Here is a 21,388-nt window from a genome sequence, read left to right on the forward strand (position 1 = left end):
TCAGACACATCTCTACTAGACGCTTAATTAATTGCTCAGCTCATTCCGATGAGCCAGAGATTCTATTATTCCGAGCCCCTCATGGGAAAAACGAACATGCAAAAAAGAACGCAGCAGGAAATTGAGCGCAGCGCCATAAGGAAACTTACGCTGCATATTGTCCCTTTGATGATCCTATTGTATTTCCTGGCCTTTCTTGACCGGAACAACATGGCCTATGCCGCGATGGCGCTGGAAAGCAGCCTGGGGCTAACCGCGTCGGCCTTCGGGTTCGCCTCCGGCATATTTTTTATCGGTTATTTCATGTTTGAAATACCCAGCAATGCGGGAACCATAAAATTCGGGCCACGCATCTGGTTCGCCAGGATCCTCATTTCCTGGGGCGTTTTCGCCACCCTGCTCGGTTTTGTCCGCACGCCGATGGAGCTGTATATTTGCCGGTTTATGCTGGGCGTATGTGAAGCCGGTTTTTTCCCATCCGTGGTCTATTATTTCACGGTTTTCTTTCCGGAAAAGTATCGCACCAAAATCCTCGGCATGTTCATTATCGTCCAGCCGCTGTCCAATGCCGTCGGTTCGCCGATCTCCGGCTTTATCCTCGCTATCGATCACGGCTGGTTCGGCCTGGAGCCCTGGCAGCTGCTGTTTATCATCGAGGGTCTCCCGCCGGTGATCATCGGCCTGCTGATCCCGTTTGTCATCAAAAACTCGCCCAAGGACGTCGGCTATCTCGATGTCGAAGAAAAGGCCTGGCTGATGAACAACGCCAGCCGCTCCAAATCCGGCTCCAAAATCACCCTGGCCGACTTTTTCAACGGCATTAAAAACAAAAAATACCTGCTCTATGCCGCGCTCAACTTCGGCATGGTGTGCGGCATTTATGGCTTCGGCATGTGGTTGCCTTCCATCCTCACCTCGATTTCCGGCGACAACATTTTCAACGTCAGCCTGCTGGCGCTCATTCCTTATGGCCTGGCCGCGCTGCTGGTTTATCCGTGGAGCCTGTGGGCCAGCAAAACCAGGAAAATCGGCGTATTCGCCGGCATCAGCATGGTGGTCGCCGCCATCGGCCTGGTGGGCGCAGTGATCTTCTTTAAATACAACCTGTGGGTTTCGCTGTCTTTCCTGTGCATCGCCGCCATCGGCATTTACACCTCCGTGCCGTCATTTTTATCCATGCCCGCCAACATTTCGACCGGGGCCGCCGCCGCCGCCGGGCTGGCGGTGGTGAGCTGCATCGGCAATATCGGCGGCTTTGTCGCCCCCTATGCGGTGGGGCTGCTGAACGATCTGACCCACAGCAGCACCCCGGGGCTGGTTTTCCTGTCTTTATGCCTGCTGGCCACCGGCCTGACCTGCATTTTTTACTGCGCCAAACAGCGTGAAGGCGTCATCAACTCTTAACTCTTTTTCAGACCACGTTAACAACGGAGAAATAAACCATGGGCGACCTCGCAGGCAAAAAAGTCTTCATTACCGGGGCGGAACAGGGCATTGGCCGGGCAACGGCCGAGCGGCTGATTCAGGCCGGCTGCGATATTTATTTTCACTACCATAGCGATGAGTCAGGCCCCAGAGCGTTAGTGGCGCTGGCCCAGGCGCGCGGGCAAAAGGCGGCCTACAGCTACGCCGATTTAACCTCGGCCGACGAGACCGCGCGCTGCGTTTTGGCCGGCGCCGAGTTTCTCGGCGGCATCGATATTCTGATCAATAACGTCGGCGGTATCGTGGGGCGCAAGTGGCTGGGGGAGATCGACCGCGCGTTCTGGCAAACCGTGCTCGACGTGAATCTGACCACCATGTTGAACGTTACGCAGAGCGCGCTGCCCTTCCTGAAGGCGGCGCAGGACGGCGCCAGCATCGTCAATCTGGCCTCGCTGGCCGGCCGCTCCGGCGGCCATTCCGGCTCGCTGGTTTATTCCGCCACCAAAGGCGCGGTGCTGACCTGGACGCGTTCGCTGGCGGCGGAGCTGGGCGAGCATGGCATTCGGGTCAACGCCGTCGCCCCCGGGCTTATCCTCGGCACGCGTTTCCATAACCGCCACACCACCCAACAGTCGGCGGAGGAAACCATTCGCGCCATTCCGTTGGGCCGGGCCGGCACGCCGGACGATGTAGCGCGGGCGATCGCCTTCCTGGCCGCGGAATATGACGGCTTCGTCTCCGGCGCCACCATCGATATCAACGGCGGCATTTTCCGCATGTAACTCACCCGCAGGCGGCCCGCTGCGGCTGCCTGCTCAGAGAGAGCCATCATGATTAAATCAGACCTCATTCATCCGCAGCTGCTCTGCGCGTTGGCGCAATGCGGGCACAAATCCCAGCTGTTAATCGCCGACGGCAACTACGCCTGCGTGACCAACGCGCCCAAAGACGCGACCCGGGTTTATTTGAACCTGTCGCCCGGCACGCTCGCGGCCCCGCTGATCCTGGAAAAAATCCTGACCTGCATCAACGTGGAAAGCGCCGCGCTAATGGCCTGCCCGCCGGACTTTATCAACGGCGCCGAAGCCGAGTATCGGCGATTGCTGCCTGCAAGCTGCGCCATCGAGCACCTGGCGCGCGAGGATTTTTATGCGGCGGTCAAATCGGATCGGACGCTGCTGGTGATCGCCTCCGGCGAACGGCGCCGCTTCGCCAATCTGCTGCTGACGGTGGCGCCGGTGGCCTGATGTGCGGGCCGACGCTTCACGCTGCGGGGGCGGGGTTGGTTGAAGGCGATAACAGCTGCGGATCCCGCAACAGGCCTATCAACCGCTGCATATTGTCCCCGCAGGAGATGCCCTCGGGTCGATTTGCAATGTTGGCGATCATCGTCATCAGCCCCTCTTTGCTCTCCTGCAGTTGATTCTGCAATCGCTCGATCTCGGCTACGCGGGTTTGTAGCGATTGCATTAACCCCTCGTGGTCCCAGTTTTCTTGCGCATGCGGCAGAAACTGGCGGATCTGTTCAAGGGAAAATCCCGCCCGCTGGGCGTTGTCGATAATTTTCAGAACCCCCGCTACGTCGGGTGAGTAGTTTCGGTAGCCATTGCCCTGGCGCGGCGGGGGGCTGATCAGGCCCTCGGCCTCGTAGAAACGAATTCGAGAGGGCGCTAGCCCCGTCGCTTTTGCCACATCACCAATCTTCATGCCGTTTACAGACTCCCTATTGACCTTAAAGTTAACTTTAAACCTATACTCTCTGCACGGTCAACGTAAGGCCGCAGGCAAACCGGGCCAGGGCTGCAATCGGCAGGCCCCGGCGCTAAGCGCAACATAACCATCCCTCTTTGACACCGACTTAATTGGAGAAACGACATGGGTTACGTAACCACTCGCGACGGCGTTGATATCTTCTACAAGGATTGGGGCCCAAAAAATGGAAAAGTCATTTTCTTCCACCATGGCTGGCCTCTGTCCAGCGATGATTGGGACGCCCAGATGCTGTTCTTCGTGAACAAGGGATTCCGGGTCGTTGCCCACGATCGGCGCGGCCATGGCCGCTCCAGCCAGGTGTGGGACGGTCACGACATGGACCATTATGCCGATGACGTTGCCGCGGTAGTGAAGCATTTAGGCGTACAGGGCGCCATGCACGTGGGCCACTCCACTGGCGGCGGCGAGGTTGTGCGTTACATCGCGCGCCACGGCGAGGACAAGGTGTCCAGGGCCGTGCTGATCAGCGCGGTGCCGCCGTTAATGGTGAAAACCGACAGCAATCCGCAGGGCACGCCCAAATCGGTATTCGATGATTTCCAGGCGCAGCTGGCCGCCAACCGAGCGCAGTTCTATTACGACGTCCCCGCAGGCCCCTTCTACGGATACAACCGCCCAGGGGCCAATCCGTCGGAGGCTGTCGTCTGGAACTGGTGGCGGCAAGGCATGATGGGCGGAGCCAAGGCGCACTACGACGGTATCGTCGCCTTCTCGCAAACGGATTTCACCGAAGATCTCAAGAATATCTCCATCCCGGTTTTGGTGATCCATGGCGACGACGATCAGGTGGTTCCCTACCACGATTCGGGCCTGCTTTCGGCCAAGCTGGTCAAAAACGGCAAACTGAATACTTACCCGGGGGCGCCGCACGGCATACCGACCACCCATGCCGACCAGGTCAATGCCGATCTGCTGGCATTTGTGAACAGCTGAGGCCCAGGATCGGGCGGGCCCCGGCTCACGACAGGGCCGGGGCCCGTCTCTGAGAGCATCCGGCAAAACGCCAGAGTTGGAGATTCGCTCTGCCGTTGGCGGCCTAATCCCGATGCGAGGAACAACAATGCAAACCATCCTGGGCGCCAATGGCCAGATAGCCCAAGAACTTGCGCGTGAGTTGAAGCGCGCGTATACCCCGGACCTGCGATTGGTCAGCCGCACCCCGCGGAAGGTCAATGACGGCGATGTCACCGTGGCGGCGGATTTGCTTGATGCGCAGCAGACCCTGGAGGCCGTCAAAGGCAGCAGCGTTCTCTACTTCGCCGCGGGGTTGCCGCCGGATTCGGCACTGTGGGAGAAACAGTTCCCGACGATGCTGAAGAATGCGCTGGACGCGAGCCGCACGGTGGGCGCCCGTTTTGTCTACTTTGACAACACCTATATGTATCCGCAGAACGGCGCCCCGCAGACCGAGGAAACCGGCTTTGCCCCCAGGGGGCGCAAGGGGCGGGTTCGCGCATTGATGGCGAACATGGTGCTCGAGGAAATGGCGCGAAACGCCATGCCCGTCACTATCGGGCGAGCGCCGGAGTTCTATGGGCCGGGCAAAACGCAGAGCTTCACCAATGCGTTGATCATCGACAAACTTAAAGCAGCGAAGAAGGCGCGCGTTCCGGTTCGCGACGATAAGCTGCGCACGCTCATCTGGACGCCTGACGCCAGCCGGGCCCTGGCGATCCTCGGTAATACGCCCGATGCTTTCGGCCAGACGTGGCACTTGCCCTGCTGCGATGATCGGCTCACCTACGCTCAGTTTGTTTCCCTGGCCGGTGAGGTGTTCGGTAAGGATGTCGCTTACTCGATCATCAGCCCAGCAGCCCTGGCCGTCGCGGGTCTCTTTTCGCAGGGAGCCCGTGAAATGCGGGAGCTGCTGCCGCGGTATCAGCATGACAATATATTCGACTCGGCAAAGTTCAAACGCCGCTTCCCAGATTTCACCGTCACCACTTACCGTGAAGGGTTGGAAAACATTTGGCATGAGCGGACAAGCAAGCACATTCCGGCGAATGCGTGAATAACGGCCCATGCGCGCTACTGGCGATCGGCTCCGGCTAGCGGCGCCGGTGCTCTGAGGTCCCCCGAGGGGCATCAGAAAAGCTTCGTCAATGTGAAGGGAAGTGGGTATAATTTCAGATCAGGCATGCCAATACTCCAGCTCTGATATGGGGCGTCCATCGTAAAATGCCCTTTTCCAGGCCCTTGGCCTTGATGGGGTCCATATCTGAGGGCTGATCGGCACGCGAACGTCTTTAAACGTGTGTTTGTTTCCAGGGTTTAAAGGTTAACCACAGCAGTAAACCCGGTACTTGCAGGGCGATCAGCAGGACCAGCGACCACTGGTAAGCCACCACCGGATAACTGCCGGCCACCGTGCCCCAGTTACCGATCACCGCCCCCACCAACCACTGCACGATAAATGCCAACACAAAGACCACCAGATTGAATGAAGCGCTTACCCGGCCGGCTAACGCGGGTTCAACGGACTGGGCCACAATGGCATAGTTCATGGTGGCGGCGGTGCCAAAGAAACTGAATCCCATGGTGATCACGTAAGGTGACACGGAAAGGCCACTTAACATCAGCACCTGAAACAGCACAAAAATCACTACGCCGCAGCCACAAATCATAATCGGTTGCACCGCATATTTACGCAAGTAATCCGTCAACCAGCCAAAGCCGAGCGATCCTGCAACCATCGCGACCGTACCCAGCATCAGTGCATTGGCCATCTGTCCATTGCTCAGGCCGGCAACGTCGTGCAGCCAGGGCCCCATCCAAAGTGCCAGGATAGCCATGTAAGTCGCGTGAGCAAACACCGAATAGAGTCCCAACCGCCAGAAGGTCCATGAACGGTATAAACGGCCCACTTCACGACACATATCGCTGAAACGCGTATTTTTCGAGATGAAAGCACCGCGTACAGAAAAGTGAATCACCACACTCACCAGCACCGTTAACCCGGCCAGCAGCAGGAATGCATCTCGCCAAGTGATCCAGGTCAGCGCCGCGTGTAACGGCGCCGTCGAGGCCATGGCTCCCAAGCCGCCAACCGAAAGCAGACAAGCGGTACTGAGCGGCAGCCTGTCTATCGGTAACCAGATGGAGCATGCCTTGATGGCACTCATCAGGGAACCGGCAACGCCCAAGCCGATCAACCCCCGCCCAATCAACAACCCTACCTCGCTGTGTGACAGCGCAAAAATCACTGAACCGGCGGCGGCTATCAACAGCATCGGGCTTTGTACCGAACGGGGACCATAGCGATCCAGCATGACGCCGAGGGGCAATTGAGCGGCGGCGAACGTGAGAAAATAAACCCCGGTCAGCAACCCCAAGCTTTCCGCCGGCAGTTGAAGCTCATTGGCAAGGTCGTTATAAATCACGGCATTCACGGTACGGTACAGGTAGGAGATAAAGTGCCCCATACCGAAGGGGATAAATATCGTTAAGAACAGCATGGCGAAGCTTTTTTTCGTCTCTTGTATCGCTACGCTAGAAACCTCTTCATTCTGCATTCTCGGTCGTCTCCTGCTTAATGGGGGAGAATGTGGTACGTATCTCGCAGCAGACGCGGCCACGAGCATCGTTGAACCATAGTTCATCAGGTGTCGGTAGCATTTCCGATACCTGAATCACCCGCGCCTTCTTCAATGCCGTCGCCAGTGCGTCTAAAGAAAGTGGATTGTCGAAATCGATAAACAACGGTTTGGGTTCACTGTCACACTTGATAAATACCCAACGAGGCAGTGCCTGCCGCTGTTGCCAGTCTCTCCATTGGATAAACGCCATGAATTCGTCAGACACCGCCTCGGGCCACCCACCGGCGTTAAACGCCCAGGTACGCCGCTTGTACAGGGTGCGATTCACACGGATGCGGCGAGGCTCGTGGCGTGGCAATACATCTCCCGCCAGTCGGAACAGCAATTGATGCAGAGAGGTGCCGCTGACACACAATAAGTCCTCGTGAAAAGCGCCGTCCATATCCTCTACGGTCAAGCGACCTGTCTTGCAATGCAGACGTGCGCGCCCCGCTGGATAACGTTTTTCAGCGGCAACGCTGCCGCCACCGCCCGGCAATATCAACTGAACATAATGGGATACCAGTGGCCAATCGATATGTGAACGCTGATAACTCTCAGGCGAGTCGGCTAATATCAGTCGTTCTCGCCCCAATAGCGCATTAACCCCTTGGTCAATCTCTGCCGTTACGGGGCAAAACGGCGCGGCGACCGGTTGACTCAACGTATGAACCCCGGGGTGCGTCTCTCCCAGCACCACTTGGTATTCCCCACGGTTCAATGCCTCCAGATTATCTGCTGCCAACATGAAATCCGGTGAATGGAAATCGTCACCAAATACCGGAAAATCTGCGGCCGCAGGGCATTGTTGATTCAGTGCCGCCAATACCTGTTCTAATTGCGCCGCGCTAAGTTGCAACTCTTCGGTATGCACCACGCTGAGTAACGGTTGCCAGGCTTCATTCAGCATGGTGCGGACCCGGTCGCAAACCTGTTGCTGGATCGCCGCTTGTTGCGGATGCAATAGGTGCAGAAACGCCAACAGACTGACGTCTTGCCCATCCGGACATGGCGGGATGAGCTGGTAAACATCCAACCAGGCCTGATGCAACAAAACGCCTGTAGCGCGAGTGAGCCACTGATACAACGACATAAGCGGTGCAAAATCCACATCCAGCGCTTGTTGCAACTTACGGTTAAACGTCAGGGTACTGGCGCGGGCACAATCCTCATAAACCGGATAACGCCCGACATACATCTTCCCACTGTCCCGCGCTAACGAAACCCCCGCATCACTCAGTGTCTGGTTCATCGCCGCCAATGCCTGCTGGCGCTGCTGTAAATCGCCGCCGGCATAAGTTTCACGTTGTCTTTCCAAACGCTGAAAACATTCGGACCAGTGGGCAACGAAACGTTCAGGCAGCGCGGCTGTGCGCATTGCCTCTAATATCGTGGTTAACGCGGCCGGATCACGCGGCGAAAGCTGGAAACCGCGTTGCACAATGCCAGCGCTAATCAAGTGTTTAACTACCTGCCCCGGGTTGTTATCCAGACGGTCACGCAACTGTTTTTCACTGACAACGGCCATCGTCAATGCTTTCAAAACATCAAAAGTCGGGCCTGTCAAGCGGCGTGATTTACCCAACGGATAGTGCAGCACATCGCCCTGTAGATAGCAGCCAGGGTTAACCGATAACGGCAAACACATCGGTTCCGGACACTGCGCGTTTATCTGGGCAACAAGGCGTTGTATTACCCAGCTTTCAAAAAAAGTCTTCCGCTGAGAAAGCCACGACCCCATGCTCCACTTGACATTGGCCAGCACTGTTTGCCGATCGTCAAAGCGCCCCCAGGCGATCGGCCCAAAAAAGCTGCAGGTATCATTCTTGGTACAAAAACGTTGGGCATAACTCCACCCCAAGCGAATTTTCTGTTTTTTACGACTGTCATGGGGCGCATGACGTTCAGTGATCAGTGCATTGATTCGCTGTGCGGCATCAGGGTTAGAAATGAATATCGCTTCCGATACGTCGGCCCGAGACAGAAAATCAATCAACTGTTGGCGTCCCTGCTCATTAAAGTTGGCAAACACGGGGCGCAGAGTAGTTTCTTGTGCCACAATCTTCGCGTTGACGTTGTGCCACTCATCGAGTGGTTGTTGCAATACATCGCGTAACGGCAACGGCAAGTCACTCACGCTCACCGCCTGTTGAGCCGCCAGTTTACGTGCGAACTTACGACACTGCACTTCCCCAACGACGGCCATCTGCTGCTCAAATTGCTGTAATAACCGCCCACGCAATTGGTGCAGTGCCATCAGTGAGGTAAAGGCTGGCAGACTGGGGAACGACGTGGCCTGCATTAGTTGATCCGCTGGAAACCCCGCAGAACGCAACCAAAAATAATCAGCGCACCTCATGCGTTACCTCCCGCCACATCAAGGCATTTGCAGCGACCAAACGTGCCAAAAACGGCCGGTCGCTCTCATCCAAAGGCGCTTCGGCAACGGGGGGCTGGTTAAACAATGCGGCACAACGAGGTGGTAACAATAGGTACTTATGACGGCTGTTCAAATCCGGCAACGTCACCAGCAGGTGTTCCTCACCGGGTGGTGGCATGGCTTGCCCCAGCGTTTTTTTATCGCGCAACCACTGCGAAAGCCGAAACTGGCTGCAGTACAGACGGGCCATGCCGGTGTGAGTATAACCCGCAGTTCCCGCAACCTCAGAAAATACTCCTTGTTGCAGCGACAGATACAACGATACCACTTGGGACTCCAGTTCCATTAAATCGACCAACGGCGCTGGCCATACGTGGTTTTTCCCGTCCGCAGTCAGCCAATTGAGGATATCCCGACAATAGGTGTAAACACGTGGACCATAATCATACCATTGGTGCGCCTGTAAAAACTCTCGTGACAGTTGCGGCATTCCTACGCCGCGATTAAGCAGCGCTCGCAACGTCAACGGAGCACCATTTTCCAGCGCATTAATAAAGGAATTTACCAATCGGAATTGGTAGTTCTCAATAAACCACCTCGCACGATCAATATTTTCAGCATAGTCGGCAATCACCGCTTGCTCTTCCGGCGTAAATGCATCACAAATCTGGGGTTGCCATTGGCGGTCAACCAATTGTTGTTGTAACCCTTCATCGCGCAGGATCTTACGCCAGGTATGCCAGGCAATTTTAGCATCCATCGCTTACCACCTGTTGACCGCTCACCGCTCGCTGCCAAATAGCCTGAGCACGCTTCACGTCTTTGACAATCATCGACTCATCATTAGCGTCCATTATCCGCGTCAACGCATGGTGCGCCTGTCCCTGATACTCCAGCACGATGGCCGAAGGCAAGGTGCGCGACAGGAGATCTTCATACAGATCCCACACCGGCTCCGGTACGGCGGCATCGTGCCAATCGTGGTACAGACCGTCCGCCCAACTGCCACCGGCCAGATGGACCGAAATCACGCGTTCCAGCGGTAAAGTGTCAAGATAATCAGCCAGATCGAAACTCGGAAGATTAATAGAGTTGGCATAAATATTATGTAAATCCAGATGCAAAAAAGTGCCAGAACGCTGCACCAAACGAGCAAGAAACTCTGCTTCACGCATTTCTGCTCCGGGACAAGGCAGATAATAAGCGGCATTCTCATGGGCCAACGGCATACCATAACGTTGTTGCAATTCAGCGGCGCGATCGGCGCAACGGATCACTTCTCGCTGTGAAAACTGCAGTGGGCTGCTCCAAATATCCAACCAGGAATCATCACCGTAAAAGCAGTGGTTAGCCACCCATGGGCTGTTGATCATCTTGGCCAATGGAATATGCCGCTGCACCGCGGCAGTGCTGGCCAAAGGATTAAAGCCAAAATCGCAACCATAGTTTGAATGCGCCAATAGAGTGAAACGTTCACCAAGTTTCTCCAACGTCGCACGCATTTCCGGGCGCATAATATGCGGCCCGTCCAGTGGCGCCATAATGTTATCTAACAGTATCTCCAACAAATCGACGTGCAAGGTTTCAAAAGGAAACCAGTCCAGTATTTCTGGGTTATATTGAATACCCACTCCAACTACCGTGGGTTTTGCCATTATAGTCATATCGTCCACAATCCCCGTCGGAACAAAGCTGCCCTGTTTCCAGGGCAGTAGTGTTTATGCAAAGACTTTGCTTTCAATCACTTCGATATCATCCAGATCAAACTCTTCAAACAGATTATCTACCTGCTCATCCGCAGGCTGTTGCTCCACAACTTGGTTTTGTTCATTTTCTTTCATTTCAGGTTTCATCAGGTTCTCCTTAGGGCAATAGACGAAAAATCATCATGGCAATCCCGCACCAGGCCAGCACCCAGCCTAATGCGGTGAACAAGCTTACTAACCAATAGAGACGGCTATTTTTATCATCTTCAGTAGACTTACCTACCAGACGTTGGCGGCAGTAACGCAACGCACGTTGCCGCAAACGGGGTTGGTTAAACAATTCAGTCAACGCGAGGTAGGTATCACCGTTGAAAATTGGCAACAGCGTAGGTATTAATGACAGGCAGGAGGCGACGATCATCACGACCGCCATATCATGGAACGGCGAGCCGACTCCCGTTATTCCCCATATAACAATGCCCACCGCTGCATAATAAAAACTGGCGGCAGGGCCCATCAGGATGGTGATTGCTCGTTTTCCGGGACTCAGTGCGGACCATGTCCGTTGTTCCGGCCTGACCCAGCCAGTCGCCAATAACGTATACACGCCGATGCCAAAATCAGTAACACGCACGCGGTAATGACGACAACTCAGCGCATGCCCTAATTCATGGATAGCGATAGAACTCAATATTACCGGATAGTGCCAAGCCAACCATAACCAGCTTTGAGTGTAGGTTGTCATGACGTCTCGGCTAAACTGCGGCCATTGGCTGAACAAAAGCCCAAAGGCCCCTCCCACAGCAAACAGCAACAATGCGTTAAACAGTGGGGCACACACCCATGGCACCCGACGGTAGAGACTATCCAAACCACTTTGCGGGTTCATTTTCACTAGGGTGATCAGCAAAAAACGTTTCAGCGGGCCATAGGTAATACCGGTGGCAGGGTCGCGCTTGAGGCCGCCACGTTGACCGCTATGCGTCAATAAGCCCAGTTGCAATAAACGTGTTTGAAATGCGACCAGCTTTGACAAGGTGATGGTCGCTTGCAAACGATCCTGCGCCGCCCATTGCACCTGCTCCACAGTACGCTCACCGTTAAACAATCGCGCTAAAGCAAGTTCAGTTTTGCCAAGTTCATAAGCGATGTCATTTTGGGGATCATAAATACGGAATTTCGGCTTTTCATTTCCCACTACCGGTTCACAAATCAGTTCATCGCGATATTTGCAGGGAGCGGGTGTCGCTGCTATCGGTATTATGCTATCGCTCATGCGGCCCCCATAGTTTCAAACCAAGGCCGATAAAACTGCTGCAACCGGTTACGCCCGGTTACGCAGACAGCTGAAAATACCGTACTGTCCGCACGACCGAACCGACCTAGCACAAAAACAGCCCCCGGCCTTGTCGGCCCGCATAGCGGTGTTTCCGTGGTTAAGATCGGCGTCCAACCATGTTTGAGCATCAACAGCTCAATACTGTGCGGAGTCAAAAAACGCCGATGATTGTGGGTCAGATAACCCTGCTGCATGCCATAGCCCAACGCACGACCTTCGATCAACAGCAATCCTTGCGTTTTCGCCATGGCTTGGCATTTTTCCATCACCTGATTGACGTCATAGACATGTTCTAGTGAACCGTTAATTATAATCAGATCCGCTTGTTCATCTGCGGTCATTTCTTCAGCGCTGACCGTATCAATATTCAACCCTAGCGCTTTTCCATACTGGGCATAAGCGCTATCCGGATCGTTTCCCTTTACATGCCAACCTCGTTTGGCGAACGGGATCATTAATCCACCAGCAGCACAGCCCACATCGACCAGTCGTCCCCGTTCGGGTAACCATTGACTTAGGTTCTTGTAGAGGTAATCACCCCGTTTGATTTGATCCAGGAAAAACATTTTATCTGGCACATCATCGCCGAATAAATTCAAACGATAAAATTTATCGTAATAGTCTTGATAAAACTGAGCGTCAAAACGATATGCTTGGTAAATATGTCCACATTGACTACAGCCGACTATTGGCAACGCGACGGTGTTTTCATGTGGCCCGCGGACGTACGTCAATAAAGTCAAACAGGCCGTTGAGCTACAGATTTCACACGCAACGTGCGTTGCCTGATAATCTTGTCGCATTTGCAATAAACTCAGATAATGCCGTACGGATCTGATATCCATTTCCAATTTATCCCATCACTTAATACAGAAGAATCCTTCGAAACAGATATGTTTAAAAATGGTCATCACATCCAAAAATCCGGCGCGATTAAGCATATCTTGGTTACCTGCCGCGGAAAACGGTTCGAGAACTCCCTTTAGGGAACGCGACTTGGCCAAGATCTCATGCGCGGCATACCCTTGCTCAACTTTGTAATCAACATACAGACTACTGATGATGTCCTGAAAACGGGCATCGGGACCGCGTACCTTTTCAAATAGCACGAAGGCACCACCCCAGTTGAGGCTTTGGTAAATACGATCGAGCAATTGTTGGCGAACACACGGAGGAATAAACTGCACAGTGTAATACGCAACGATAAAATCGCTTTTTTCATACGGAAAGTTCAGAATATCATCCGTAAGAAAGCTCACATTTTTATTTTCCGCATGTTCGGCAAGCTGAATAGTGGCCTGTTGTGTCATGGCTTCTTCAATATCAATACCAACGAATTTGGCACCCAGGGGATGGCGTTTGGCCAGTTTGCGGGTTAAGGCCCCCGTTGAGCTTCCAAGCTCATAAACAACGGAGTTTTTATTGATAAAGAAATCACTAAGCGAAAGAATAAGCTCGTGCCCATCATGATATTTAGGTACCGATTTCGAGACATGAGAGTCAAAATTCTTTGGGGTGTTACCGCCAAAACTCCATGCTGCATTTAAAGAATCGATCCCATCACCCACATGGTCCAAAGACGACTCGGTTACACTGTCCATACTCGTCATGACGCCCCATCAAGAATGATAATAAATTGTTAGCAATGTAAATATTATTTATCATTTTAAGAGTTCTTAATCAATGACCACGCCTGATTTATTTTTTTTGCTTTACTTTCAAATACAATGAAGCAGCTCCACGCGCACCGTCATTATTAATATATTCATTTTTATTATATTAATTGACTGTAATATTTACCAACCTCCAATCATAAAAATAAAAATTATATATGCATATCTTTATATAACCAATTTCATGATGTCTTTTGCCAAGGACATCGCCACGTTGCGGTGCCGCATCTCGTCCTTGACCTTGAACATAAGGTGCGCTCATCGGCAAGCCCAAAGCCGGACCAAAGGGACCATATGCACTAGCTTAGAAGCGGTAGTTGGCGGTGACGGCGAAATTGCGCGGCGCGCCGTAGACCACATAGCGGTCAACCGAGGTGTCGTAAGTTTTATCGAACGGGTTGTTCAGGTTAGCCTGCACCGACAGCTGTGGGGTGACCTTATAGTGCCCAAACAGCAAGCACATTCCGGCGAATGCGTGAATAACGGCCCATGCGCGCTACTGGCGATCGGCTCCGGCTAGCGGCGCCGGTGCTCTGAGGTCCCCCGAGGGGCTTCCCCCCTCCAGCCGCGCCCGCGGAATGTCCGCCAGCCGGGTGGTGTAGGCCGGCGACAGCATTTCACGCTTCATCTGCCAGGGCTTGACGATGCCCTGGCCGGCGAACCAGACGCGACCGCGCCCTTCCCGGTTCAGCTTGTCCAGCGTCGCCATCAGTTGGCCGCTGTTGCGCCGCGGCGGGCAGTCGTCGAACAGGTCGATCTGCGCCATGGCGCCGGCGCTGAAATCCCCCAGCATCACGCCGCCCTTCAGGTAACGGCGCCCTTCCTGCCAAATGCTATCCAGCGCGCGCACCGCCATGGCGATGATGTCGCGGCTGTCGTTGCTCGGGGTGCGCAGCCGGGCGGTGCCCACATTGCTGTAGTACCCCTCGCCCGCCGAGTGCGGGCTGGTTTTGATAAACACCGACACGTTGCGGCAATAGCGCTCGTCCTGGCGCAGCTTTTCCGCCGCGCGTTCCGCGTAGCTGCAGATCGCTTCGCGCATATGCGGGTAGTGCGTCAGGCGCTGGCCGAACGAACGCGAACAAATGATCTGCTCCCTGGCCGCCGCCTGATCCTCCAGCTGCAGGCAGGATCCGCCGCGCAGCTCGCGCACCGTGCGCTCCAGCACCACGCCGAAGGTTTTGCGCGCCAGGCGGGTATCGCAGTCCGCCAGCTGCAGCGCGCTGTGAATGCCCATCGCCTGCAGCTGCCGGGTCAACCGGCGGCCGACGCCCCACACCTCTTCCACCGGGATCAGCGCCAGCAGCCTGCGCTGGCGAGCCGGGTCCGACAAATCCACCACCCCGCCGGTTTTACGCCATCTCTTGGCGGCGTAATTGGCCAGCTTGGCCAGCGTCTTGCTCGGCGCAATGCCCACGCCGACCGTCAAATGCAGCTCCCGCTGGATCCTGTCGCGCACCTGTTGGCCAAACCGCTCCAGCGCCACGCCGCGGCCCAACCCGTCCAGCCGCAGAAAGGCTTCGTCCAGCGAATAAATCTCCACCGCCGGCGCCATCTCTTCCAGGGTATCCATCACCCGGCGAGACATGTCGGCATACAGCGCGTAGTTGGAAGAGAATACCGCCACGTTGCGGCGACGCATCTCGTCCTTGATCTTGAAATAAGGCGCGCCCATCGGCACGCCAAGCGCCCTGGCCTCGGCGCTGCGGGCGATCACGCAGCCGTCGTTGTTCGAGAGCACAATCACCGGCCGCCCCTTCAGGTCCGGCCGGAACACCGTCTCGCAGGAGGCGTAAAAGCTGTTCACATCCACCAGGGCGAACATCTTATCTGCCGCCCAGGCCGGTGAACGGGCGCGCATCGCTTCTCTTTCGCATGTTGTCACACACCATAAAAAAAATATGTACATATATACAGTATTTTGATTTTTGCAGTAATGATCAAGCGGAAGAAAGGATAAACGGGCTATCAACCTGATGCCGTTTGAAATTTAGTTGGGCCAGAGGGGGGAGGAATGGCCCCTCGCGGGGCCATAGGCACTAGCTTAGAAACGGTAGTTGGCGGTGACGGCGAAATTGCGCGGCGCGCCGTAGACCACATAGCGGTCAACCGAGGTGTCGTAAGTTTTATCGAACAGGTTGTTCAGGTTCGCCTGCACCGACAGCTGCGGGGTGACCTGATAACGCCCAAACAGGTTGACCAGCGCATAGCTGCCCTGCTCGGCCCGCAGGGTGCCGTTCCCTTCCGGGCCGCTGACGTCCTGCCACACGTGGGTCTGCCAGTTGATGCCGCCGCCCAGCGTCAACGCTCTCAGCGTCGGCGGGTTATAGGCCGTGAACAGCTTGACCGTCGTGCGCGGCAACGCCGGGTTGACCGCGTTTCCTTCGCTGTCTTCCGCCACATAGCGGGTGGCGCCGAAGGTCATTTGCAGGTTATCGGTCACTGCGCCGTTCACTTCGAACTCGATGCCTTTGCTGACCGAGCCTTGCGCACCGTAGTAAGCCGTTTCCAGGGTGCCGGGGATCACCGCGCCGGTGCTTTGCGCCACGTTGTCCTGCTCGATGCGGAATATCGCCACTGAGCCGGTCAACCGACTGTTCAGCCAGTCGGCTTTTAGCCCCGCCTCATAGTTCTTCCCGGTAATCGGCGACAGGTAATTGCCGCCGCTGTCGCGGTAAGTTTGCGGTTTGAACACCGAAGTGTAGCTGGCGTAGGCTGACCAGGTATCGTCGATGTCGTACACCAGCCCGGCGTAAGGCGTGACATTGTTCTTCTCCATATTTTGGCTCAGGGTGCTGGTGCTCCACTGGGTATAACGCGCGCCGACGATCAGATGCAGCGGATCCGCCAGCGAAATGCGGGTCGCGGTATAAGCCGACTTCTGGTGAATGGTATCCTCCTGCGCCAGGCTCAACGCATTCCAGTCGGTCTCGGGAAAATCCCCGCCCCAGTGATTGAAGTTGCCCACGTCTGACGGCGAGAGATTGGCGAAGGCGTTGAGATAGCGATTGTTCTGCCTGCTGTAGCTGACGCCGGCCATCAGCTGGTGCTGGCGCCCGAACAGCGCGTACGGCCCGCTGGCGAACGCATCGACGGCGTGCACCTTGCGCGTTCCGGTGTTGTAGCCCGTGCCGCCGACCACCGGATAATTCGCGTAAGGGCTGACGCCGATGCCGGTGTTTTTATCGAAGTAGCCGTCGATATACAGCATTTTGCTGTCGAGACGGGTTTCCGTATCGGCGCCGTTCAGCGTGAACTGCCAGCCATTATCAAAACGTTGCTTCAACGTGGCGAACAGCTTTCGCGATTGCTTATCGTTGTAGGCCCAGTCGGGCGCAGTGTTGAATTCACGATCGTAATGCGTTTTGCTGCCGTCGCTGTACCACCGCGGCATCCCTCCCCAGGTGGGGCTGTTGGCGTTGGTTTTCTGATAGTCGTAACCGACGGAGAGCGTCGTGGAGTCGGTCAGATCGGCATCCACCACCCCATAGAAAAATGTCTTGTCGGCGCTGTAGCGATCGACATAGCTGTCGTTGCCCTGATACCCGGCGACCACGCGGCCGCGCACCCTGCCGGACTCGCTCAGCGGTGCGGAAAGGTCCGCCACATAGCGCTGCTTATTCCAACTGCCATAGCTGGCGGAAACGTTGCCGACAAACTCGCGGCTGTCGGCATGCTTGCGCACCATGTTCACCGCAGCGGAAGGATTGCCGGCGCCGGTCATCAGGCCGGTCGCGCCGCGCACCACTTCAATGCGTTCGTAGATCGCGGTATCGGCCGACGAATCGCCCAAATTCCAGCGCTCTTCAAACTGGGTGGGAATACCGTCAACCATATAGTTGTCGATCAAGAAACCGCGCGAATAAAAGGTACTGCGGTCAAGGTCCGCCACCTTTTCGGTGACGCCGGTGGTGTTTTTCAGCGCATCCCCCAGCGTCTGCAACTGCTGATCCTGCATGCGCTGTTTGCTGATAATGCTGACGGACTGCGGTATGTCGCGCGCGGTCAGGGCCATTTTGGTGCCCGCCCGGGTTATCGGCACGCTGTAGTCGTTTTCCCCCGTCTCGCCGGCGCTCTCGGCCGAGGCTTCGACCAGCAGGGTATCTTCTTTTGCCCCGGCCTCTGCGGCGCAAGCATAAGGCGCCTGCAGCGCCACCGCGACGAATGCGGCAACGCCGGTGAGTGATGAAACATGGATTTTACGGGATGCCGAACCGCCGGCGCGATCCCCTTTGCTATGGCATGGAGCCAGAAACATGACTTTACCCTCAGGCATTTTTATTATGTTTGATTGGCTGAATGAAGATACGGCGCACTCAGCCGGTTTTCCCTGTCCCAATAATGAGTTACCGCCCCAGGCATCACTCCGACGTTGATAACCTTCCCTGCTGACGCGTTAATGCCCGCCGAAGCGATCATTAATACGAATGAGAACTATAAGCATTTTAATCGTTAGTGTAAAAGAGTATTACCGGCCTCAGGGCGGTGCCCTGCGCGGCAGACGGTGCGGGGGAGGAGAAACGGAGGCACAGGCCGATCGCATCGCCTTTGAAGGCTGGCCCGGCCGCTTAACCTTAACTTCCCTGACGATCGAGCATGTTAAGGTCCGGCGTTCTTTTGGACTCATCATTGAAGACGACAAGGCACCATGAGCGTTTATCTGGCTTGTTTAGGATACGTTTCACCCGCTTGCGGGGTTTCGGCAGGGTGCGTTTTGATTGGAGTTTAGCGTGTCTTACCAGTGAAAATATGGAAAAAGCGAACAAGAGCAATGCGATAATTATCCCTGAAAAATCCATTTTCATTCCAATTTGCTGTCCTTTGCGTGGAGCTCACTATTATCTCTTTCGTTTTTATTTTCAAAAAGTTATTTGTAAACAGGATTATTCCAAGATATTCCATTGATATATCCTAGCCAGTAACCTTTAGCCGAGAACGTTTATCTTGGCGCTTTAGGGTATTAACCGCACTCACCGCCAGGCGCGCGAAAACCTCCCGGTTAATTTCATGATTAAAATGAAAGCCGGGAGGCCGGCGCTATGTCGCGGCGTAGACGATAAACGTCACCACGCCGAAGATTTCCAGCTGCGTTTCGTCGCCGAAAACCATCGGCGCGTAGGCCGGATCCATCGGCAACAGCCGCAAATCCGGGTGGCGCTGCAGCCTCTTGACGGTGAACTCGCCGTCTACGGCGGCGATAACGATATTGCCATGCTCCGGCGTCAGCGCGCTGTCGACGATCAGCAGATCGCCATCCTGAATATTGCCGTCGATCATCGAATCGCCGCTGGCGCGCACAAAGTAGGTGGCGTTGGGATGCCGCACCAGCAGTTTGCCGATATCCAACCGGCTTTCGACGTAGTCCTGCGCCGGGGAAGGAAAACCGCCCATAGTTACCCCCTTTGTCTCAACAGAAAACGGCGACGGCAACCGCAGTCATGGCTCCCGGGGGCGTTTGCCGGCATATCCCCCCCTGGTCCGCATAGTCGGTGTCGCAAAAATGCCCCTTGTCCCCCATAGGGAGTTTCAACTTATCCAATACTGTATTTATATACAGTAATTCATGTTGTGACGAGGATCAAGCCGCTTGCCGGGCACCAGTCAGAACGCATTGAAATGCACGATGATTTAGTTACCCCCCCCTGGACAACCATGGGCCTTCGAGCGGCGGCCTGCCGCCGATTCTTTTACCCCTGACGCTGTCGCCGGATTATTAATAAAAATGTATTTTCCCGCTTTTGTTTCGCCAACAGTCGCAGCCTCAGCAACAGAGCAATCAATATTCCCCCAGCGCCAAGATAATAATAATTATCAATCTCGTTTAATTTTCAGCACATTAACGCCTGCAGATGAAAACTATCCCGCCGCGAAACTGAGCTAACCTTAGTATGTCAGTGTGAACATTATTCCTATGTTCAAGACCGCCACAATGAAAAATGAAGGGGAATATAACGTCAGGTCACCCGCTTTTTAGCTCCATGGGCTGCAGTTTTGTGTTGATTACCTGTGAGATTGTTCCATGGACCCTGTTTCGCTCATGACCATCTGGAACATCGGATTGGCAATTTGGTAATACTGAGGGGTGTTAACAATGTTCGGATTAGATGCTTTCGAGCTGGCGAGGATACAATTTGCCTTTACGGTGTCCTTTCACATTATTTTTCCTGCAATTACTATCGGTCTCGCCAGTTTTCTGGCGGTGCTGGAGGGGCTGTGGCTTAAAACTCACGATGACACCTACCGTGAGCTTTATCATTTCTGGTCAAAAATATTTGCCGTTAACTTCGGCATGGGGGTGGTGTCGGGGCTGGTGATGGCCTATCAGTTCGGCACCAACTGGAGCGGATTCTCGCAGTTTGCCGGCAGCATCACCGGGCCGCTGCTGACCTATGAGGTCCTCACCGCCTTCTTCCTCGAGGCCGGCTTCCTGGGCGTGATGCTGTTTGGCTGGCACCGGGTCGGGCGCGGGCTGCACTTCTTCGCCACCTGCATGGTGGCGCTGGGCACCTTGATATCGACCTTCTGGATCCTGTCCTCCAACAGCTGGATGCATACCCCGCAGGGCTTCGCCATCGAGAACGGCATCGTCGTGCCGGTGGACTGGCTGAAAATCGTCTTCAACCCGTCCTTCCCGTACCGCTTGATGCACATGACCACCGCGGCCTTCCTGTCGAGCGCCTTCTTCGTCGGCGCCTCCGCGGCCTGGCACCTGCTGAAGGGCAACGATACGCCGGCGATCCGCAAGATGCTCTCCATGGCGCTGTGGATGGCGCTGATCGTCTCGCCTGTCCAGGCGGTGCTCGGCGATGCCCATGGTTTGAATACGCTGGAGCATCAGCCGGCCAAAATCGCCGCCATCGAAGGGCACTGGGAAAACAAACCCGGCGAGGCAACGCCGCTGGTGCTGTTCGGCATGCCGGACATGGACGACGAGGTCACCCGCTACAAGCTGGAAGTTCCCTATCTGGGCAGCATCATACTGACGCACAGCCTCGACAAGCAGGTGCCGGCGCTGAAAAGCTTCCCGAAAGAAGACCGCCCCAACTCCAGCATCATCTTCTGGTCGTTCCGCGTGATGGCCGGGTTGGGCATGCTGATGATACTGCTCGGCGTGGTCAGCGTCTGGCTACGCTGGAAAGGCCGGCTGTATCAGTCGCGGCCGTTCCTGTGGTTCGCGCTGCTGATGGGGCCGTCGGGGCTGATCGCGCTGCTGGCGGGCTGGTTCACCACCGAGATCGGCCGGCAACCCTGGGTGGTGTATGGCGTGATGCGCACGCGGGACGCGGTCTCGCCGCACGGCGAAATGCACATGACGTTCAGCCTGCTTCTCTTCATTGTGGTTTACACCTCGGTATTTGGCGTGGGGTATGTCTATTTGATGCGATTGATTAAAAAAGGCCCCGTCAGCGAAGATGCTCATCCGATCCCCGAGGGCGGCCCGGGCCTGTCGCAAACACCTGCACGTCCACTGTCGGCGGTTCAGGAGCCGCTGAACAAACCGGAAGGGAGAGAATAAC

The 21,388-nt window shown here is 55.4% G+C and carries 19 protein-coding genes; 6 read left to right on the plus strand and 13 right to left on the minus strand.

What is annotated here, in order from left to right; all coding sequences use genetic code 11:
- Positions 1-96: 96 nt before the first annotated feature.
- The 3 genes from CKW09_RS15265 to CKW09_RS15275 are packed head-to-tail and all read left to right on the plus strand — an operon-like array spanning position 97 to position 2,672.
- On the plus strand, positions 97-1,404 hold the full coding sequence (locus CKW09_RS15265; protein ID WP_095100170.1) for an MFS transporter: 1,308 nt from the start codon (positions 97-99) through the stop codon (positions 1,402-1,404).
- 38 nt (positions 1,405-1,442) lie between these two features.
- Complete coding sequence (locus CKW09_RS15270; RefSeq protein ID WP_061794751.1) at positions 1,443-2,207, plus strand: SDR family NAD(P)-dependent oxidoreductase; 765 nt, start codon at positions 1,443-1,445, stop codon at positions 2,205-2,207.
- A gap of 48 nt (positions 2,208-2,255) precedes the next feature.
- A complete protein-coding gene (locus CKW09_RS15275) occupies positions 2,256-2,672 on the plus strand; it encodes an RbsD/FucU domain-containing protein (RefSeq protein WP_061794752.1) in 417 nt (138 codons plus the stop codon).
- Positions 2,673-2,688: 16 nt separating this feature from the next.
- Here the strand turns inward: CKW09_RS15275 and CKW09_RS15280 are convergent, their stop codons facing one another.
- Entirely contained in the window at positions 2,689-3,132 is a 444-nt protein-coding gene (locus CKW09_RS15280; RefSeq protein WP_095098112.1) for a MerR family transcriptional regulator, read from the minus strand.
- Between the two features lie 168 nt (positions 3,133-3,300).
- Between CKW09_RS15280 and CKW09_RS15285 the strand changes: the two genes are divergently transcribed.
- Positions 3,301-4,131 carry an alpha/beta fold hydrolase gene (locus CKW09_RS15285; RefSeq protein ID WP_095098116.1) on the plus strand — a complete coding sequence of 277 codons (831 nt, stop codon included), beginning with the start codon at positions 3,301-3,303 and terminating at the stop codon, positions 4,129-4,131.
- A 127-nt stretch (positions 4,132-4,258) separates the two neighbouring features.
- The gene (locus CKW09_RS15290; RefSeq protein WP_095098119.1) at positions 4,259-5,209 is read left to right on the plus strand and encodes an NAD-dependent epimerase/dehydratase family protein; all 951 of its coding nucleotides are present in this window, start codon (positions 4,259-4,261) and stop codon (positions 5,207-5,209) included.
- A 235-nt stretch (positions 5,210-5,444) separates the two neighbouring features.
- Here CKW09_RS15290 and CKW09_RS15295 read toward each other — a convergent pair whose 3' ends face one another.
- The 12 genes from CKW09_RS15295 to umuD form a co-directional block, all read right to left on the minus strand.
- Positions 5,445-6,710, minus strand: coding sequence for an MFS transporter (locus CKW09_RS15295; RefSeq protein WP_095098122.1), 1,266 nt, complete (start codon positions 6,708-6,710; stop codon positions 5,445-5,447).
- Positions 6,700-9,075, minus strand: coding sequence for a lantibiotic dehydratase (locus tag CKW09_RS15300; RefSeq protein WP_167387251.1), 2,376 nt, complete (start codon positions 9,073-9,075; stop codon positions 6,700-6,702). The genes CKW09_RS15295 and CKW09_RS15300 overlap by 11 nt, the downstream gene beginning before the upstream one ends.
- A gap of 43 nt (positions 9,076-9,118) precedes the next feature.
- Positions 9,119-9,913: a hypothetical protein gene (locus tag CKW09_RS15305; protein WP_095098128.1), complete on the minus strand. Its 795-nt coding sequence runs from the start codon at positions 9,911-9,913 to the stop codon at positions 9,119-9,121.
- Complete coding sequence (locus tag CKW09_RS15310; protein WP_095100173.1) at positions 9,903-10,808, minus strand: DUF692 domain-containing protein; 906 nt, start codon at positions 10,806-10,808, stop codon at positions 9,903-9,905. Before CKW09_RS15310 ends, CKW09_RS15305 begins: the two co-directional genes overlap by 11 nt.
- Before the next feature lie 63 nt (positions 10,809-10,871).
- Entirely contained in the window at positions 10,872-11,006 is a 135-nt protein-coding gene (tglA, locus tag CKW09_RS24885) for a 3-thiaglutamate biosynthesis pearlin carrier peptide TglA (protein ID WP_220376223.1), read from the minus strand.
- Positions 11,007-11,016: 10 nt separating this feature from the next.
- Positions 11,017-12,135 (minus strand): M50 family metallopeptidase, encoded by a 1,119-nt coding sequence (locus tag CKW09_RS15315; RefSeq protein ID WP_181907833.1) that lies wholly within the window; start codon positions 12,133-12,135, stop codon positions 11,017-11,019.
- Positions 12,132-13,043, minus strand: a complete 912-nt coding sequence (locus CKW09_RS15320; RefSeq protein ID WP_095098131.1) for a class I SAM-dependent methyltransferase — start codon at positions 13,041-13,043, stop codon at positions 12,132-12,134. The genes CKW09_RS15315 and CKW09_RS15320 overlap by 4 nt, the downstream gene beginning before the upstream one ends.
- A gap of 15 nt (positions 13,044-13,058) precedes the next feature.
- Entirely contained in the window at positions 13,059-13,808 is a 750-nt protein-coding gene (locus CKW09_RS15325) for a methyltransferase domain-containing protein (protein ID WP_197701091.1), read from the minus strand.
- 367 nt (positions 13,809-14,175) lie between these two features.
- Complete coding sequence (locus tag CKW09_RS24580) at positions 14,176-14,328, minus strand: TonB-dependent receptor (RefSeq protein ID WP_231922064.1); 153 nt, start codon at positions 14,326-14,328, stop codon at positions 14,176-14,178.
- A gap of 39 nt (positions 14,329-14,367) precedes the next feature.
- Positions 14,368-15,696 (minus strand): translesion error-prone DNA polymerase V subunit UmuC, encoded by a 1,329-nt coding sequence (gene umuC, locus CKW09_RS15330; RefSeq protein WP_231922173.1) that lies wholly within the window; start codon positions 15,694-15,696, stop codon positions 14,368-14,370.
- 219 nt (positions 15,697-15,915) lie between these two features.
- Entirely contained in the window at positions 15,916-18,129 is a 2,214-nt protein-coding gene (gene fhuE, locus CKW09_RS15335) for a ferric-rhodotorulic acid/ferric-coprogen receptor FhuE (protein WP_095098134.1), read from the minus strand.
- Between the two features lie 779 nt (positions 18,130-18,908).
- Positions 18,909-19,262, minus strand: coding sequence for a translesion error-prone DNA polymerase V autoproteolytic subunit (umuD, locus tag CKW09_RS15340; protein WP_231922066.1), 354 nt, complete (start codon positions 19,260-19,262; stop codon positions 18,909-18,911).
- 700 nt (positions 19,263-19,962) lie between these two features.
- Between umuD and CKW09_RS15345 the strand changes: the two genes are divergently transcribed.
- Positions 19,963-21,387, plus strand: a complete 1,425-nt coding sequence (locus CKW09_RS15345; protein WP_095098137.1) for a cytochrome ubiquinol oxidase subunit I — start codon at positions 19,963-19,965, stop codon at positions 21,385-21,387.
- The last annotated feature ends 1 nt before the right edge of the window (position 21,388 follow it).

This window comes from Serratia ficaria (assembly GCF_900187015.1).
Lineage (GTDB): Bacteria > Pseudomonadota > Gammaproteobacteria > Enterobacterales > Enterobacteriaceae > Serratia > Serratia ficaria.

Coding starts and splice junctions, on each gene's coding strand:
- CKW09_RS15345 (WP_095098137.1), top strand. CDS start 19,963: ATGTTCGGATTAGATGCTTTCGAGCTGGCGAGGATACAATTTGCCTTT.
- CKW09_RS15315 (WP_181907833.1), bottom strand. CDS start 12,135: ATGAGCGATAGCATAATACCGATAGCAGCGACACCCGCTCCCTGCAAA.
- CKW09_RS15285 (WP_095098116.1), top strand. CDS start 3,301: ATGGGTTACGTAACCACTCGCGACGGCGTTGATATCTTCTACAAGGAT.
- CKW09_RS15290 (WP_095098119.1), top strand. CDS start 4,259: ATGCAAACCATCCTGGGCGCCAATGGCCAGATAGCCCAAGAACTTGCG.
- tglA (WP_220376223.1), bottom strand. CDS start 11,006: ATGAAACCTGAAATGAAAGAAAATGAACAAAACCAAGTTGTGGAGCAA.
- CKW09_RS15320 (WP_095098131.1), bottom strand. CDS start 13,043: ATGGATATCAGATCCGTACGGCATTATCTGAGTTTATTGCAAATGCGA.
- CKW09_RS15295 (WP_095098122.1), bottom strand. CDS start 6,710: ATGCAGAATGAAGAGGTTTCTAGCGTAGCGATACAAGAGACGAAAAAA.
- CKW09_RS15270 (WP_061794751.1), top strand. CDS start 1,443: ATGGGCGACCTCGCAGGCAAAAAAGTCTTCATTACCGGGGCGGAACAG.
- fhuE (WP_095098134.1), bottom strand. CDS start 18,129: ATGTTTCTGGCTCCATGCCATAGCAAAGGGGATCGCGCCGGCGGTTCG.
- CKW09_RS15300 (WP_167387251.1), bottom strand. CDS start 9,075: ATGCAGGCCACGTCGTTCCCCAGTCTGCCAGCCTTTACCTCACTGATG.
- CKW09_RS15280 (WP_095098112.1), bottom strand. CDS start 3,132: ATGAAGATTGGTGATGTGGCAAAAGCGACGGGGCTAGCGCCCTCTCGA.
- CKW09_RS15275 (WP_061794752.1), top strand. CDS start 2,256: ATGATTAAATCAGACCTCATTCATCCGCAGCTGCTCTGCGCGTTGGCG.
- CKW09_RS15265 (WP_095100170.1), top strand. CDS start 97: ATGCAAAAAAGAACGCAGCAGGAAATTGAGCGCAGCGCCATAAGGAAA.
- CKW09_RS15305 (WP_095098128.1), bottom strand. CDS start 9,913: ATGGATGCTAAAATTGCCTGGCATACCTGGCGTAAGATCCTGCGCGAT.
- umuD (WP_231922066.1), bottom strand. CDS start 19,262: ATGGGCGGTTTTCCTTCCCCGGCGCAGGACTACGTCGAAAGCCGGTTG.
- umuC (WP_231922173.1), bottom strand. CDS start 15,696: ATGTTCGCCCTGGTGGATGTGAACAGCTTTTACGCCTCCTGCGAGACG.
- CKW09_RS15325 (WP_197701091.1), bottom strand. CDS start 13,808: ATGACGAGTATGGACAGTGTAACCGAGTCGTCTTTGGACCATGTGGGT.
- CKW09_RS15310 (WP_095100173.1), bottom strand. CDS start 10,808: ATGGCAAAACCCACGGTAGTTGGAGTGGGTATTCAATATAACCCAGAA.